This is a genomic window from Streptomyces sparsogenes, assembly GCF_001704635.1.
Lineage (GTDB): Bacteria > Actinomycetota > Actinomycetes > Streptomycetales > Streptomycetaceae > Streptomyces > Streptomyces sparsogenes.
In genome coordinates this window covers 20,502-35,354 of the sequence record NZ_MAXF01000031.1, presented here as the reverse complement: position 1 = coordinate 35,354, position 14,853 = coordinate 20,502, and the positions used below count along the sequence as shown (strand labels likewise).

General features: G+C 72.6%; 17 protein-coding genes and 1 pseudogene. 7 read left to right on the top strand and 11 right to left on the bottom strand.

The genetic code is table 11. The features are described 5' to 3' along the window. Window positions 1-60 precede the first annotated feature (60 nt). The 4 genes from BBH68_RS06580 to BBH68_RS06565 all read right to left on the bottom strand — a co-directional run bounded on the left by BBH68_RS06580 (window position 61) and on the right by BBH68_RS06565 (window position 5,849). Complete coding sequence (locus BBH68_RS06580) at window positions 61-1,047, bottom strand: glycosyltransferase family 2 protein (RefSeq protein WP_065959642.1); 987 nt, start codon at window positions 1,045-1,047, stop codon at window positions 61-63. Continuing rightward, a complete protein-coding gene (locus BBH68_RS06575; protein ID WP_065959641.1) occupies window positions 1,044-1,424 on the bottom strand; it encodes a hypothetical protein in 381 nt (126 codons plus the stop codon). The genes BBH68_RS06580 and BBH68_RS06575 overlap by 4 nt, the downstream gene beginning before the upstream one ends. A 54-nt stretch (window positions 1,425-1,478) precedes the next feature. After that, complete coding sequence (locus tag BBH68_RS06570) at window positions 1,479-4,010, bottom strand: glycosyltransferase (protein WP_065959639.1); 2,532 nt, start codon at window positions 4,008-4,010, stop codon at window positions 1,479-1,481. Window positions 4,011-4,259: 249 nt separating this feature from the next. Further along, the gene (locus tag BBH68_RS06565; RefSeq protein WP_079150836.1) at window positions 4,260-5,849 is read right to left on the bottom strand and encodes a N,N-dimethylformamidase beta subunit family domain-containing protein; all 1,590 of its coding nucleotides are present in this window, start codon (window positions 5,847-5,849) and stop codon (window positions 4,260-4,262) included. A gap of 186 nt (window positions 5,850-6,035) precedes the next feature. Between BBH68_RS06565 and BBH68_RS06560 the strand changes: the two are divergent. From BBH68_RS06560 to BBH68_RS06540, 5 genes and pseudogenes are all read left to right on the top strand, one after another. Continuing rightward, window positions 6,036-6,266, top strand: a pseudogene (locus tag BBH68_RS06560) (hypothetical protein); the annotation flags it as partial. Window positions 6,267-6,506: 240 nt separating this feature from the next. Beyond that, window positions 6,507-6,740, top strand: coding sequence for a hypothetical protein (locus BBH68_RS06555; protein WP_245737920.1), 234 nt, complete (start codon window positions 6,507-6,509; stop codon window positions 6,738-6,740). A 126-nt stretch (window positions 6,741-6,866) separates the two neighbouring features. Next, window positions 6,867-7,151 carry a hypothetical protein gene (locus tag BBH68_RS06550; protein ID WP_065959635.1) on the top strand — a complete coding sequence of 95 codons (285 nt, stop codon included), beginning with the start codon at window positions 6,867-6,869 and terminating at the stop codon, window positions 7,149-7,151. Between the two features lie 152 nt (window positions 7,152-7,303). After that, window positions 7,304-8,482: a UDP-N-acetylglucosamine--N-acetylmuramyl-(pentapeptide) pyrophosphoryl-undecaprenol N-acetylglucosamine transferase gene (locus tag BBH68_RS06545; protein ID WP_065959729.1), complete on the top strand. Its 1,179-nt coding sequence runs from the start codon at window positions 7,304-7,306 to the stop codon at window positions 8,480-8,482. Between the two features lie 491 nt (window positions 8,483-8,973). After that, entirely contained in the window at window positions 8,974-9,207 is a 234-nt protein-coding gene (locus BBH68_RS06540) for a helix-turn-helix transcriptional regulator (protein WP_065959633.1), read from the top strand. A 105-nt stretch (window positions 9,208-9,312) separates the two neighbouring features. Here the strand turns inward: BBH68_RS06540 and BBH68_RS06535 are convergent, their stop codons facing one another. The 7 genes from BBH68_RS06535 to BBH68_RS06515 all read right to left on the bottom strand — a co-directional run bounded on the left by BBH68_RS06535 (window position 9,313) and on the right by BBH68_RS06515 (window position 12,786). Then, window positions 9,313-10,437 carry a methyltransferase domain-containing protein gene (locus BBH68_RS06535; RefSeq protein WP_065959631.1) on the bottom strand — a complete coding sequence of 375 codons (1,125 nt, stop codon included), beginning with the start codon at window positions 10,435-10,437 and terminating at the stop codon, window positions 9,313-9,315. Next, window positions 10,434-11,396: an ATP-grasp ribosomal peptide maturase gene (gene tgmB, locus BBH68_RS06530; protein ID WP_065959629.1), complete on the bottom strand. Its 963-nt coding sequence runs from the start codon at window positions 11,394-11,396 to the stop codon at window positions 10,434-10,436. Before tgmB ends, BBH68_RS06535 begins: the two co-directional genes overlap by 4 nt. Window positions 11,397-11,422: 26 nt before the next feature. Next, entirely contained in the window at window positions 11,423-11,674 is a 252-nt protein-coding gene (gene tgmA / locus BBH68_RS06525; protein ID WP_079150843.1) for a putative ATP-grasp-modified RiPP, read from the bottom strand. A gap of 182 nt (window positions 11,675-11,856) precedes the next feature. Next, complete coding sequence (locus BBH68_RS41840; protein ID WP_170066540.1) at window positions 11,857-12,000, bottom strand: hypothetical protein; 144 nt, start codon at window positions 11,998-12,000, stop codon at window positions 11,857-11,859. Continuing rightward, the gene (locus BBH68_RS41835) at window positions 12,000-12,170 is read right to left on the bottom strand and encodes a hypothetical protein (protein WP_170066539.1); all 171 of its coding nucleotides are present in this window, start codon (window positions 12,168-12,170) and stop codon (window positions 12,000-12,002) included. The genes BBH68_RS41840 and BBH68_RS41835 overlap by 1 nt, the downstream gene beginning before the upstream one ends. Next, entirely contained in the window at window positions 12,167-12,364 is a 198-nt protein-coding gene (locus BBH68_RS06520) for a hypothetical protein (RefSeq protein WP_065959627.1), read from the bottom strand. Before BBH68_RS06520 ends, BBH68_RS41835 begins: the two co-directional genes overlap by 4 nt. Further along, window positions 12,361-12,786 (bottom strand): hypothetical protein, encoded by a 426-nt coding sequence (locus tag BBH68_RS06515; protein WP_065959626.1) that lies wholly within the window; start codon window positions 12,784-12,786, stop codon window positions 12,361-12,363. The genes BBH68_RS06520 and BBH68_RS06515 overlap by 4 nt, the downstream gene beginning before the upstream one ends. A 130-nt stretch (window positions 12,787-12,916) precedes the next feature. Between BBH68_RS06515 and BBH68_RS06510 the strand changes: the two genes are divergently transcribed. Further along, on the top strand, window positions 12,917-14,254 hold the full coding sequence (locus tag BBH68_RS06510; RefSeq protein ID WP_065959623.1) for a tetratricopeptide repeat protein: 1,338 nt from the start codon (window positions 12,917-12,919) through the stop codon (window positions 14,252-14,254). 51 nt (window positions 14,255-14,305) lie between these two features. Beyond that, window positions 14,306-14,836, top strand: coding sequence for an NUDIX domain-containing protein (locus tag BBH68_RS06505; protein ID WP_065959621.1), 531 nt, complete (start codon window positions 14,306-14,308; stop codon window positions 14,834-14,836). The last annotated feature ends 17 nt before the right edge of the window (window positions 14,837-14,853 follow it).

Below are 14,853 nucleotides of genomic sequence, written 5' to 3'. Positions count from 1 at the left end.
CACCCGGGACGCGGGGCGGGGCTCCACCAGGAGCCCCGCCCTCGCCGTGCGTACCGGCCCTCAGACGAGCACGGGATCGTTCCGTTCGGCCAGTTCCCGCTCCAGCCGCTGGATGTGGCGGTGCTGCAGCCGCGCCGTGCGCTGCAACGCCAGGACCACCCGCAGAAACTCGTCCATGTCGGCCGCCCGGGTGAGGATGTCGTCGGGCACCCGGTCATCGGCCAGGCACTCCCGCTCGTCCTGGGCGAGCACGGCCCGCGCCCAGGCCAGGGTGACCGGCTTGAACATCGTGGGGTGGCCCGCCACGATCCTGGCGCGGACGGCCAGGTCGTTCTCGGCCGCCTCCACATGCAGTCCGTCGTCCTTGTTGCGCGCCCCGAACAGCGCGTCGTGGAGGTGGTGGGCCGTGAAACCGTGCTCGGCGGACGCGATCCAGAAATCCCAGTCCTCCCCGGCACGCATGTCCTCGGCGTAGCCGCCCACGGTCTGCCACACCTCGCGGCGGTAGAGCGAGCAGTAGAACATGATCAGCCGCCGCAGCAGCAGGTCCTTGTCGTAGGCCGGGAGCTTCAGCGCCTGCGCGGGCAGTCCGTCGTCGGTGAAGACGGAGACGTCGGTGGAGACGATGGCGATGTCCGGCCTGTGGTCCAGCACCGCCACCGTCCGCTCCAGCATGGTGGGGGCGATCACGTCGTCGGCGTCCAGCGGCAGCACATAGCGGCCGGTGGTGGCCGCGATGCCCGCGTTACGGGCGGCCGAGACACCCGCGTTGGCCTGGCGCAGCAGCCGGATGCGCCGATCGGGATGGCCGGCGATCAGTGACCGGGCGACCGCCGCGGTGTCGTCGGTGCTGCCGTCGTCGACCACGACGAGCTCCCAGTCCGGGTAGGTCTGGGCCAGCACGCTCTGTACGGCCTGCGGCAGGTAGTGGCCGTAGTCGTGGCAGGGGATGACCACCGAGGCCACGGGCTCGGGCGAGGCCACCGCGGCCCCCCGGAGGCCGTCCTCCAGGGGGCCGCGTTCCGGGCCGGCGGGCGCCGGGGTCATCGGCGCCCGTGTCCGTAGGCGCCGCGGTGTTCCGTCTTGACCTTCGACGGATGGGCGGACACGGCGATGTTGGTGCAGTGCGAGCCCACCTCCGAGCCGCCGGGGGGAGCGATGATGGTCACGTTGGCCGAGGTGCCGATGGTGGTGTCACAGTCGTTCCGCTGCACCACACCGTGCGGGTCGCCGAAGACCTGCGCGAAGTTGAGGCACTCGGACGACGACGCCGGCGCCCCGCCGATGCTGAGGCCGCCCTTGGAGTCGCAGTCGTTGCTCTGCCTGATGGAGTTGTCCAGACCGGTCGCTCCGGCGCCCGTCCCGCCGAAGACCACTGCCCCGGCCGCCGCCGTCAGCAGCGCGGCCGTCTTGCCGATGTTCATCCAATGCTCCTTTTTCTCGCTCGTCCTGACGGGAACACCCGGGGACGCATCTGGCTAACGAGACCCGCCGACGCGGGCTTCGGCAGGGCGAGTGGCTTCACCTGCCTGGCTCAGCGGGCCACCTCCCGGGCGGGCCGGGTGCACCACCTCGACGCCGGGCAGCGCCCAGCAGGCGACGCCCATGTCCTGGGCCAGCGCGGCCAGCCCCTCGGTCTCGATGAGCCGCCGGTAGGGGACGGCGGGGAACACCAGCCCGTCGCGGTGCAGATCGGCGTGGACCAGCAGGGCCGTACCGCCGACCCCGTCGACGCGGACCCGCTCGTGCCCGCGCAGCTCGTCGAGGTAGTGGCGGCCGAATCCCTTGGGTGGCTGAAGGATCCCGTCCCTGAGCCACCGGTCCCAGTCCAAGGCGCCGGAATCCGGGCGCAGGACGAAGGTGTTGAGGTCGAAGCTGGGCCCGCCGGGCTCGGTGACGCAGTGCGCGGCGACGATCTCCTCACGCGCGCCGAGCAGCCGCTGGACGAGGTCGGCCGGATGGTCCGTCACATCGACGTCCAGCCACAGGACCCAGCGCTCGTCGGCGAGCGCGCGCGCCAGCAGGTGGTTACGGGCCATGGCCAGCGCCGCCCGCCGCTGCCGCTGGACGCCACGCTCCCAGCGCGGCCCGGCCAGCCGCAGGCCGAAGTGGCGCCGTACGAGGGTGACCCGCCGGAAGTCCGCCTCCAGGGCCGGCAGGGCGTCCTGGAGGGCCTGCCAGGTGCCGTCCCGGCTGTCGCCCTCCAGCAGGCCGACGGAGAGCGCGTCACGGGGATGGTCGAGGGCGCGCAGGTTGTCCAGGTAGCGGGGGAGGAAGGCGGTGGCGTCCTTGACGGGGGTGAGGACGAGCAGCGGCGGGTGCTCGTCCGCGTCCGCGCGTACGTCCACGGGGGTGGGCCGCCGGGTGTGGGGGACACGCGCCGACGGGTCGGGGGCCTGCCGCGCGGTGGCTTCCGCGGTCTTCCCCGTGGTGTCCCCCGCCGCAGGGACATCCGCCTCAGGGAGATCCGCCTCAGGGGCATCCGCCTCCGGGAGATCCGCCTCCGGGGCATCCGCCGGGTCGAGGGGCAGCCGCGCCGCCATCGCGCGCACCTGGTCCGCGTAGGCGCGGCCCGTGGGCCACAGGTGGGTCGCGGCGTCGAAGAGGCTCGTGAAGTGCGGCTCGTCGAAGGTGTTGGCCCCGTGGAACACGTAGGTGTACAGCTCGGGCGCGTCCAGCGACACCGTCCGCCCGCCGCGCACCACGGCCTCCGCGACCGGGGAGTCCTCGCCGCGCCGCAGCTCCGGGTAGCGGGGGAGCGCGTCCTTCGCGCAGAGCATGGAGCCCTCCCACACCCGTACCCCGGAGATCCCCAGTTTGCGGCGCGCCGGCCACCACAGCCGCTCACGGGCCAGGAAGCACGCCGTGGCGTCCAGCGTGAGGACCGCCGCGAGCTGGACCTCGAGCCGCTCCGGGTCGTACAGGTCGTCGTCGTCCCACTGGCACACATACGACCCGGTGGCCAGGTCCGCCGCGATGTTGCGCAGCTCGCCCAGCGTCCGCCCCTCCGGCGGCAGCCGGTGGAGGCGGATCCGCTCGTCGCCCAGGGCGCGTACAAGGTCCTCCAGCGCGCCGTCGGTGCCGTCGTCCACCACGACCAGCTCCGCGCGGGTGTAGGTCTGGGCGAGGAAGCACCGGATGGCCCGCTCGGCCAGCGGCAGCCGGTCCTTGGTCACCATCAGACAGGACACGGTGGGCGCGGCCGATCCGGCGGCCCACCGCCGGCGCTGGGCGTCGAGGTCGATCACGCCATGGGCGCCGGGCTGAAGGTCCTGGCTCGTCCAGAACCTGACCTCACGGCCCGCCGGGGGCTCCGGGAGGCCGGGGCCCTCCCGCTCCCAGCTTCCCGACCAGTGGTGCACGGCATGCGCCCGGTCGAGGTCCGCCGGCCGTGGCCCGAACAGCTCCGCCGCGGCCGGGCTCGGCTCGGGGTACACGGTGTCGGCCGCCAGAAGTGTGGGGGAGCAGCCCTCCGGGGCGCTGTCGACCGCGCGCGTGAGGAAGAACGGGCCCGTCGCGGCCAGCGGGTCGGGCGAGGTGTGGGCGCCCACCAACCGCCGGTGCACATGCGGCCAGAACGGATGGCCGGGCCGCGACGCCATGAAGGCGTTGCCGACGATGCGCCGCATACCGTTCCGGCGGCTCCACGGCAGCCGGGCGTGCTCCTCCGGCTCGAGAGCGAGGACGAGCTCCTGCCCGGCGAGGAGCCCGGTCACCGGGCGCAGGCACTCGAAGTCCAGGTCCACGTACAGCCCGCCAAAGTGGTCGAGCAGGAAGTAGCGGATCGCGTCGGCCCGTTGGATCGGCTCGGGATAGCCGTCGTAGACGGGCAGGAACCACGCGTAGTGCTCCTCGAGGAAGGCGCGGTTGTCGGCGTCCGTCCACAGCCGGTATTCCCAGTCGGGGTGGTGGCGGCGCCAGGACCCGGACCACTCGCGCCACCCAGGGGGAACGTCGGTGTTCTTCCAGGTCTGGTGGATCAGGAGCGGAACGCCAAGCTTCTCGGCCATCCGCGCAGTATGTTCGCGCGCCGCGCCCGCCGGGCGGCGACGTGGCGGGGCGATGTCACCCGCCCGGACCAGCGTGCGCGCCGCACCGGGCGGCAAAGCCCCTGCTTGCGGCGGTCAGCCGAGGGAGGACAAGGGCGCGGAGAACAGCACCCGTTCGGGGACGGTCCGCTCCTGCCATCGGCCGGCCGTCGGGTCCTGCCGACGCCCCTCTTCAGGGAAGTATCGCGGCGGGGAGGACCGCGGCGCGGCTCACGCGCGCACCCGGGACACCCCGGGGTACACGGCGGCCACGTTGTCCACGGGCTTCGGCCGGTGCTCGGCGCAGGGGCCCGCCGCGAAGGCGCGCAGCAGATTCCCGGTGGTGCGGCGGACGAACGCGGCGGTCCGCGCGTCCATTCCGTGGTCGCGCCCGTTCTCGCGGGTCCCCGCCATCAGCCCCTCCACCCACCGCATCGTCCCGGTGGCGAACACCCCCGCCCCGCTCGGCACGGTGTAGTACGCGGAGTCGGCGTGGCTGTGCCGGCCGTTGCAGACCAGGGGGGAGTGGGCGATGATCTCCAGCGGCTCCGGGGTGGGCTCGCCCGGGGTCACCCGGTCGTACTCCACCCCCACCAGGTGGGCGAAGGAGTCGCCCCGCCGCACCCCGGTGCCGGCGAAGAGCCAGTGGCCGGGGGTGTGCACGACGTACGGGGCGTCCGTCGGATAGCCCTCGTAGAAGACACCGGTCAGCGACGACTCCGGGTCGGGGGCGGGCTGCTGCCGGAAGTCGGTGGTGACCAGGTCGCGGTGGTCGGCGAGATACGGGTCGTCGTGGTAGGCGGTCTTGTAGCAGACCACCGTGCGGTCCGCGCCGCCCGGGCCGCGCTCCAGCCTGATCCGGCGGAAGCAGGTGTTGGCGCCGAGGAAGGCCACGTTGGTCCCGGCGTCGCGGGCCCGGGTGACGTACCGGCGCTGCTGCGGCGTCCAGTACTCGTCGTGGCCGAGCGAGATCACCGCGGCCGCGTCGCGCAGCACCCCCGGCTCGCGGTGCACGTCCACCCCCGTGGTGTAGGCCAGCGGGATGCCGAGCCGTTCCGCGAGCACCACCAGCGCCCGCTCGTACACCAGGAACTTCACCGCGCCGTTGCCGTCGTACGGCCGGTCGAAGCCGACGGCCAGCGAGCGCGTCCCGTACGCCCCGTCCTGGCCCTGGTAGAGGCTGAAGCCGCCCCAGGTGTTGTACGCCTGCCAGGTGGCCACCGCGTGCATCAGCAGCGTCCGCCCCGCGGCCTCCTTCGAGCGGACGATCAGGGGGACGTACCGCTGGTGGCCGTGGTCCGCGTCCAGCCGCAGCAGATACGCGCCCTCCGGCCAGCCCTCGGCGCGCACCCGCAGGGTGCGCCGCCAGTCCGCCTGGACCGTCCGGGTCGCGTCGATCATCAGGGGAGGGTTCTGGCGGCGGCCCGGCACCCGGCCGGAACGCCAGACCAGCCGCGCCTGCGCCCCGCCGTACCAGCCGACGCGGTACGCCGAGACGCGGAAGGCGGGCGCGGTGGTCGACACGTACAGCCCGAACTCCTCTCCGGGCACCACGCTCACCTTGTCGGTGTAGCCCTCCACCGCGTCCTGGGGCCCCACCGAGCGGATCCGCCAGTCCGCGTTGCCCGGCCTGTGCCGCTCCGTGTCCACGGCCCGCCGCGCGGCCCTGGAGGGGTGGGCCGTCGGGTCGTGCTCCCCGTGGCCGGAGCTGTCGCACCCGGCCATCGCCACCCCGGCGGCCCCGGCGGCCCCGACCGCCCCGAGGAAGCGCCGGCGCTCCAGGCCCGGCTGGTGGCCCTGCCGTCCCGCCTCGTCGTCCATCGCACCCGTCCCGGCCGCGCCCTGTCCCCCTGCGGCCATCCTGGGCGGGGGCACGCCGGCGGGCGACCGGGAGACACCCGAACCGGCGACGGCCCGGCCTCCCGCCGCCCGCCCGCCGCCTCCCGCCGTCGCCCGACTGCGACGGTTCGAGGTGCGCGGGCGCGGCGCGGGCCGCAGCGTGGACACATGACCGAGAGCGAGAGCCCGCGCGTCCACCGGCCACCGATCGTGGTGCTCGGTGTGCAGCCGAACGACCCTCCCTTCCGCATGATCGAGGTCGCCGGGGAGCTGGTCGGCAAGGCGCACTCGGTCCTGGACGTGATCGAGATCGCCCGTCTGGTCGGCCTGGAGGACGCCGACCTCGACGACCCGGACGTGGTCCGCTGGGTGGGCGGCGACAAGTTCACCTGGACGCCGTGGTGGCCGGGCAGGGGCCCGCGGAAGCACCGGGAGCACGGATTCTGGAGGCACAAGGCCCACGGGCAGGCCGAGGAGGCGGGCGAAGAGGCGACGACGGAGGAGAACGGCGGCCCGAACCCCGAGCCCCGCCCCGACACCGGCCCTCCCCACCCCTGACGCGGCGGGCTCAGCCCATCACGTGGGTCACCCCGGGGCATGCGCACAGGCGTCCGAAGCGCCCGACTTATGATCCAAGCTGTGGACATCCCCGACAGACTCATCACTCTTCAGCAGAACGCCGACACCGAGTACGCCAAGCTCGCCGGGCTCCTCGGCGAGGAGCGCGAGGCCCAGTGGAAGCGCTGGTACGAGGCCGCCGTCGAGATCCAGGCCGCGGTGACCGCCCACGCCCAGGAGACCGGCACCCCGCGCAACCAGCTCGAGGCCGCGGTGAAGAAGGCCGTACGCCATCCCCAGCCCGAGGACGGCTGAGCGGCCGACCGGCCCCGCTCCGGGGCGGACCGACCACCCGCGCTTCCCGCCCCGGGTGCATGGTTCGCCCACGGCAGGGCACACGGGGGCGGACCCGAGGGGGGAATCTCCCGAAGGAGCACCGTCGTGATCAAGAAGCTGCACGACATCGGCCTGCGCAGCGAGCACGCCTACACCGCCGCCGTCATCTCCATCGGCCTGTCGGTCGTCACCTGGTCCGCGTCCCTGCGCGTCGAACCCGGCTCGGGGCTCGACCGCGCCGACCGGTGGGGCATCTTCGTCGGCGAGTGGGCGCCCACGCTCTTCGGCCTCGGCGTCGCCCTGTCCCACTACGAGCAGGAAGAGGGAACCCTGATGGGCAAGGCCCACGCGGACGGTGAACGCCGGCGCCAGATGGCCGGGACCGCCTAGCGCCGCTCCTGCGGACTCCGCGGCGAGCCCAACCGCAAGGGGTGAGCTCACGACCGGGTGAGCCGAGGGTTTGAGGCCCTCCCCCGTCGCCTGGGGAGCGGTGAGAGGGAGGGCCGATCCGGTCATCCGCGCGGCCCAGTAGGGTGCGCGGGGTGAACGAACCTTCCCGTCTGCCGAGCACCTTCCGCCTCATCGTCACGGGAGGAGGTACCGGCGGCCACACCTATCCGGCGCTCACTGCGATTCGGGCGCTGCAGGCCCGGCTGGCGGCCGGCGGCCGCGCGCTCGACGTGCTCTGGATCGGCACGCCCGACGGCCTGGAGGCCCGCGTCGCCCCGGCCGAGGGCATCGCTTTCACGACGGTCGCGACGGGCAAGATCCGCCGGTCTGCGAATCCGCTCAAGATGGTGTCCCCGGCAAACGTCAAGGACATGGCGCGGGTGCCGCTCGGCGTCGCCCAGGCCCGCAAGATCGTGTCGGGCTTCCGGCCGGACGTCGTCCTTGCGACCGGCGGGTACGTCGCTGTCCCGGCCGGGCTGGCGGCGCGGATGTGCAAGCGCCCGCTGGTGCTGCATGAGCAGACCGTGCGGCTCGGCCTGGCGAACCGGAAACTGGCCGGCTCGGCGGCGCGTATCGCGGTGTCGTCGGAGTCCACGCTCCCGCTCCTCCCGGAGGCCGTACGGTCCGCGGCCGTCGTCACCGGGAACCCGGTGCGGCCGGAGGTCCTGGCCGGGCACGCTGAGAAGGCGGTCGCCGCGCTCGGGCTGACCGGCTTCGACCGGCGGCTCCCGACGCTCTATGTCACCGGCGGCGCGCAGGGCGCGCAGCAGATCAACAACGTCGTGCGGGATGCCCTCCCGTGGCTGCTGGAGCGCGCCAACATGGTGCACCAGTGCGGGCCGGCGAACGTCGAGGCCCTGCGCGTGACCGCGGCCGGCCTCCATCCGCACCTGGTCGGCCGGTACTACCTCACGGGGTTCGTCGGGCCGGAGCTCCCTGACGTCCTGGCGCTCGCCGATGTCGTGATCTCCCGCAGTGGCGCCGGCACCCTCGCGGAACTCACCGCCCTCGGTAAGCCGGCCGTGTTCGTACCGCTCGCGTCCTCGGCGGGGAACGAGCAGGCGCACAACGCGAAGCACCTTGAGGACGCCGGCGCCGCCGTCGCCCTCACCGGCGAAGTCACTGCGGACCGTCTGCAGCACGCCTTGGAGCCGCTGCTGACCGATCCGGCGCGGCGCGCGGGGATGGCGAAGGCGGCCCGAGCACACGGACGGCCGGACGCGGCGGACAGGCTCGTGGACGTGATCCTGTCCGCCGCGTCTGGCGGCTGACCGGCCGGGGCCCGGCTTCTAGGGCAGGTGTCGTGGGGCGCCGTCCTCGATGATGCGGGCAACGTCGGCGAAGGCCTTCGGCTCCTTGCCCCAGGGGTCGGGGACGTCCCGGTCACCGAGCCCGGGCCACCGAGCTCGGCGAGGATGAGCGCGGCGCGCGGTGGGCGGCAGTGGTTCCCCAGGCACACCGCGAGCAGCCGTCGCGGCCGGGCGGTCACCGGCCGGCCCCCACGGTGAGAGCGGCCCGGAGCTCGTCGGCGACGTGTCTGGCGTCCGTCTCCGCGAGGTGCTGGTGGAAGGGGAGGGTCAGGATCTCGCGGCCCAGTCGCTCGGTGACCGGTAGCGGCCGGTGCCATGGGGCGAAGGCCGAAGGTGACCCGCGCGGAGCGGGTGCTTACGCCCGGAGTCGCTGAGGTGCGCAACTACTGCTGAGTAAGTTCTGCTGCAAATCTGCGGCAGACAAATGATCAGCATCGCCCGAGCGTGGTCGGGTGCCAACCGATCCGCTTCCCGACTGGGTGCTCCAGCAGCGCCGCCGGGTAGGCGATCGCATCCGGCTTCTTCGCGAGGAACGGACGCTGTCCCAGGAGCAGCTGGCCGAGCTCACGGGGTTGAGCCGCCATACGATCTACCGAATCGAGCTCGCGCAGTACGGGACGTCCGTCGATAACCTCGCTCTGATCGCCCGCGCGCTCGGAGTCGAGACCGTTGCCCTATTCAGTTAGTTGCCGTGGCCATCAGCGACTACCAGGCGGTATCCGTTACCCCGGATGGGGGTTCAGGGGCTCGCGTACGTGTAGGCCAGCAGCGCCACCGCTGCACCAGGGCACCTAGTCCGGTAGTTGCCAGCTCACGCCGTCCGGCTCGTCCAGCCACAGCGAATGCCCACCGTCCGGACCGACGGTCAAGCCGTACCGCTCGTGGCCAGGGCGCCCGGCATCCCGCCAGTGCGAGAGCAGCAGTTCCCGCTCGGCCCACAGATCACGCGGCCCGCCGTGGTCGAGCCGAGCGCTTGTCACCCCGGTCAGGGTGATCCGCGCCCACGACTCGGTGACCGGGTCGAAGAGGCACCGGATCTGCCGGCCGTCGTCGTCGGCCAGGGCGAAGTCGCTGATCCTGGGGTGCAGCATCGAGGCGAGGAACTGCGGCCCCGGGGTGTCCAGCGCCGGGACGGTGATCCCCCGGGTCTGGCCTGTCCAGGTCAGCAGTGGCTGGACGAGGCTCCCTGCGGTCGCGCTCACGGTGTCGGAGGTCGGCCGGGCGGTCATGAAGGTGGCCAGGCCGGGCAGGAAGCGGCCGGCGGCGGAGTGGTCGGCCGCGACCTCCAGGCGGACGATGGCGCAGCCGACGTTGGCCACGATGACGCCGCCGGGCCGGAGCTGTTCCAGCCAGGGCGTCGGGATCCGAGGCACTCCGCACGTAGCGAGCAGCCGGTCGTACGGGGCCCGTTCCGGATGCCCGGCCATGCCGTCGCCGACGATGAGAGTGGGCTCGTACCCGGCCTGCCGCAGCCGGGTCTGCGCGGCCGCCACGAGGTCGGGGTCGACGTCGACGGTCACGACGCGGTCGGCGCCGAGGCGGTGGGAGAGGAGGGCCGCGTTGTAGCCGGTGCCCGCACCGATCTCCAGCACGGTGTCGCCGTCCCGTACGTCCAGGGCCTCGAGCATCTGGGCCATGAGGGAGGGCTGCGTGGAGGAGCTGGTGGCGGTGCCGTCCTGGTCGAACTGGGTCAGCAGGGAGATGTCCTGGTAGGTCGCGGCCAGCCATGCGGGGTCGCCCTGGCTGTACCTGTGCAGGCTGCCCTGGGACCGGACGGTGAAGGTCGGCACGAAGGTCTCGCGGGGGACGCTCAGGAAGGCGGCCTGCCATGGCTTGGACCGGATGCAGCCAGTCCTCACCAACTGGTCGGCCAGGTGTTGGCGCAGCTCGTCCGCTGATGGTGCCTGTGTGATCACGGGTGGGCCCTCTCCAGTAGGTCAGCGAGTGCTCGGGTGATGGGCGTGCGCAGGTCGGGGATGAATCCCCACTGACCGTTCGGGTTGACGTCGATCAGGTACCAGCGCCCTTGTGGGTTAACGAGGAAGTCCAGCGCGACGTATCGCAGCCCGAAAGCGTCCATCAGCGCTCGCACGCCGCGGGCGGTGGCCTCGGGCACGTGGCAGAGCTTGTACGTCAGGCTGTCGTAATCGGCCCGGAAGTCGATGCGGGAGGCGTCCGAGCCTGCGTGGATCTCGGCGGCGAACAGGTGGTGCCCCGCCGCGGTGAGCCGCACCTCGTACGCCTTGTCCACCCACTCCTGGAACTGGTGGGCGGTGCGCCTCACGGACTCGTCGATCTCGCCGGGGCGGACCTGCGTGGTCCACAGGGCCTGCGGCCGGTCGTCCTGATCGCTCGGGTGCACTGTGCCGAGCGCCTTGTACGCGGCGACCTGGCCGGGCAGCGCGGAGACGAACGCTCGGGCCTCGGCCGGGTCGTTGGTGATCAGCGTCCGGGGGACGGAGAGCCCGCTCCGGACAGCGGCGGCCACGGCGACCGGCGGGTACGAGGCCCACCGGTTGCGGTGGGGGTGGTTCACCCACAGGCAGGGCAGCGAGTACAGCAGCCCGCCGAACCCGGCCTGCGCCTCGGCCTGGGCCCACCGTGCGTCCTGCTCGGGCATCTCCGGGTGGAGCCGGGGGGTTCCAGGGCGCCGGTAGTAGACCGACCGGACGTCGGCGAGCGACACGTCCCGGTGCTGACCACGTAAGACACTCGACCACGATGTGCGGTCGGAGTCGATCCGGGCCGCCACCATCAGCGCCTCCGGGAAGTCCCCGGGATCGAGGCGATGGACGGGAACGCCACGGCTGTTGAGTTCCGCGATGACCAGGTCAGCGGTCGCATCTTGGGGCCGGGTCAGCACCAGGACGGTCATGATTCAGATCCTCCGGTCAGCCGCTGTCAGTCGGTGTCGTTGTCCTTGTCGTCCGCCAGCTGGCTGTCCTCCCTGGTCTGGCTCGTCGTCTCGAACTGCGACTTCATCGACGGCTCGCTGATGAACGGCGTCCCGCCCTCGGCCACGCTGATCTGCCGCTTCGGGCAGAGGCGCAGGGTCGGCGGGATGAGCTTCTCGTCGGCGACGGGGACGGCCTTGGACAGCCCGAACGGCCTCACGGCCGGGCGGGTCTGTGCACGGTCCATGGTCAGTGTCACGGTGTTCTCCATTCGTGTGCGGATCTTCTGTGATGGGACTCCGGCCCGCGGTCCCCAAGCCGTTGCCCTGGGGTCGGCGGCCGTGCCTGGCTGTGCCGACTCGCAGGGTGTCGGTGAGGGTGGGTCGCCGGGACGCGCCTGCAGTCCGGCACGGGGGGACCGGACGCCGGCGGCCCACCGGTCTACGGGGCCGGGTCGCCCAGCACGCACAGGGCGACGGTGAGCGCCAGGAGCCCCGCCAGCACGGCGAGGGTCAGGCCGGCGCGGGCGGCCCGGAAGGCGTACAGCGCGACCCGCTCGGCCGCCGGCGGTCGGCGGTGCCTCATCACCCGGGCTCCTCCTCGTGGTGGGCCCGCCGTGTGGCCGCCTCGTAGGCGTGCAGCAGATCCTCGCCCTGACTGCAGACGCCGCCGGGCGTCTTGCAGGCCTGGCATCCCGCGGCGTGCTTGATGGCCGCGAGCCAGGTTGCCTCCTCGACGGGGTCCCTGGTCGTCATCGGACCCACCCCTGCTCTCGGGCGCGGTGCATGGCCGCGAGCTCGGCGAGGACGTCGCGCTGCTGGGGGAAGGTGGGCGCGCAGGGCGGGCAGGCGTAGACGGTGCGGCCGCCGGCGCTGGCGCTGTGCTCGACCGCGACGGTCACCGGCTCGCTGGTCGGCTTGTCGCAGCGGGCGCAGATCTGGAGGGTCACCGCGCTGCCTCCTCGCGGGGGCCGAAAGCCTCGCGGGTCGCGGTCTGCAGCGCCGCGTAGAGGGCCGAGGGGGCGCTCAGGTGCCGGTCGTGCGGTGGCACCAGCCAGCGCACCCCGGGCCCCTTCCGGAAGTCGGCAGGGGGCACTTCGATGTAGGAGGTCGCTCCCCAGACCGCGATGTGGGGCAGCAGGCTCATGTCCCAGTCGGCGGCTGAGCCGGGCGCGATCAACCAGTACAGGACCTTGTCGAAGGGGTTCTCGATGACCGCGCCCGTCGCGTCGCCCAGCAGGTCGAGGGTCCGTTTGCCGATGCCGATGCCGATGGAGAGGGGGACGCGAACGGCGTCCCACGATTTCCCGGCGGGCTGCAGCTGGGTGCTGCGGCCGCTCGGCGGAATCCACGGGTCGGCTTTGGTCGTCATGGGTCCAGCAGACCGCGCCTGGCGGCCTCTCGGCAGTGTGTGTCAAGGGCGTGTGCGAGTACCGCAATCACACAGTGTGTGAGCGCCATTTCGCTACGCTCGTCGCACTGAGTGATTCGGGGAACACCACATGGAACCCAACACCCTGCTGGACGCCCTCCTCGACGAGGCAGGCATGTCCCGGCTCGGCCTCGCCACTCGCCTCAACCAGGCCAACGAGGCGCGCGGCAAGGCGACCGCATACGACCACACATCCGTGATCCGGTGGCTCAAGGGCCAACGGCCACGCGGCAGAACACCCGACCTGATCTGCGACATCCTCGCCGAGCGGCTCGGCCGCCCGGTGAACTTGGAGGACATCGGCATGGGGACCCCAGGCACCACACCCGAGCCGGGAGCGCCGCTCGACGGCTTCATCGAACAGTCCACCGCCCTGTGGCGCGGCGACCAGAACCAGCGGCCCGACCTCCAAGAGGCACCCGTCATCACCGGCCTCCGCGCTGTCGGCCCGGTCTGGGAATGGGAGAACCCTCCGGAAGACCTGGACGTCTCCCGCCTCGGCACCATGCGCGTCAGCGAGCCCGACGTGGTCATGCTCCGGGCCGCCCGGAAGCACTACGAGGAGATGTACCGCAAGGCCGGAGGCGTCGCGACCCGCCCCCGCGTCATCAAGTTCCTCACCACCGAGACCGCCCCCATACTGCGCGGCTCCTACACCGACGCCATCGGACGCGAACTCCACCGCGCCGTCGGCGGCCTGGTCGCCATCGCCGGGATCTGCAGCTACGACAGCGACTCACAAGGACTCGCCCAGCGCTACTTCCACCAGGCGCTGCGCTTGGCCAAGGCGAGCGGGGACCGTGGGTTCGGCGGCTACGTCGTCGCGCTGCTCGTCAACCAGTCGCTGTTCATGCGCGAGTACCGGCAGGCCGTCGCGTTCGCCGAGGCCGCCGTCCGCACCGCGGGCCAGCACATGTCGCCCGCACTGGCTACCGACATCTATGCGATGCAGGCCAAGGCGTACGCGCGCATGGGCGACCAGGGCGGCGCCCACCGGTGCATGACGCTCGCCGAGACCGCCGTGGGCCGGATCCGCCGCGACGAGGAGCCCGCCGAGACCGGCTACGTACAGCCCGGCCTCATCGAGGCCCAGTTCGCGGACGCGCTGCTCCGCCTCGGGGACCTGGAGCAGGCGCAGGAGTATGCCCGTGAAGCTGTGCGGGTGCAGTCGCACGCCCGCGGCCGCGCGCACCGGCTCGCCACGCTGGCGGATATCGAGCTGCGCAGCGGCGACGCCGACCGGGCGGCGGCGACGGCGGTGAAGATGGTGGAGACCGTGCAGGGCATGGAGTCCCGGCGCCTCCGCGACCGGCTCGTCACCGTACGGAACAGTTTGGCGAGCCGTGGCAGCGTGGCTACCACTGGCGCGGAGGAGCTGATCGACGGGGTCCTCAGCTTGCCCGTGTAGCCGGTCCTCGTGTTGGGATAGGGGCCGGTCCCGGAGCGAGAGGCGGCAGGCGTGGAGTGGACGAACCTCGGCGAGCGCACCGTGTACGAGAACCGCTGGGTGCGCGTGAACATGGCCGACGTCGAGCTGCCGGACGGGCGCCACCTCGACCACACGGTGATCCGGCTCCGGCCGGTCGCTGTGGCGACCGTCGTCAACGAGGCGAACGAGGCGCTGCTGCTGTGGCGGCACCGGTTCATCACCGGCGCGTGGGGGTGGGAGCTGCCCTCGGGCGGCACTGGCGAGGGCGAGGATCCGGCGGCCGCCGCTGCGCGGGAGCTGGAGGAGGAGACGGGCTGGCGCCCGGGCCCGATGCGACTGCTGCTCTCCGTGGACCCGCAGCCCGGGATCTCGACGTCGCATCACCGGGTCTACTGGTCTGACCGCGCCGAGCGGGTTGGCGAGCCGCGGGACAGCTTCGAGTCGACGCGGCGGGAGTGGGTGCCGCTCAAGTCGGTGCCGGACCTGATCGCGCGCGGGGAGATCCGCTCGGCGAACGCCGTCGCGGCGCTGCTGATGCTGCACCACCTCCGCCTGGGGTGATCCCGGGCATGTTGAGA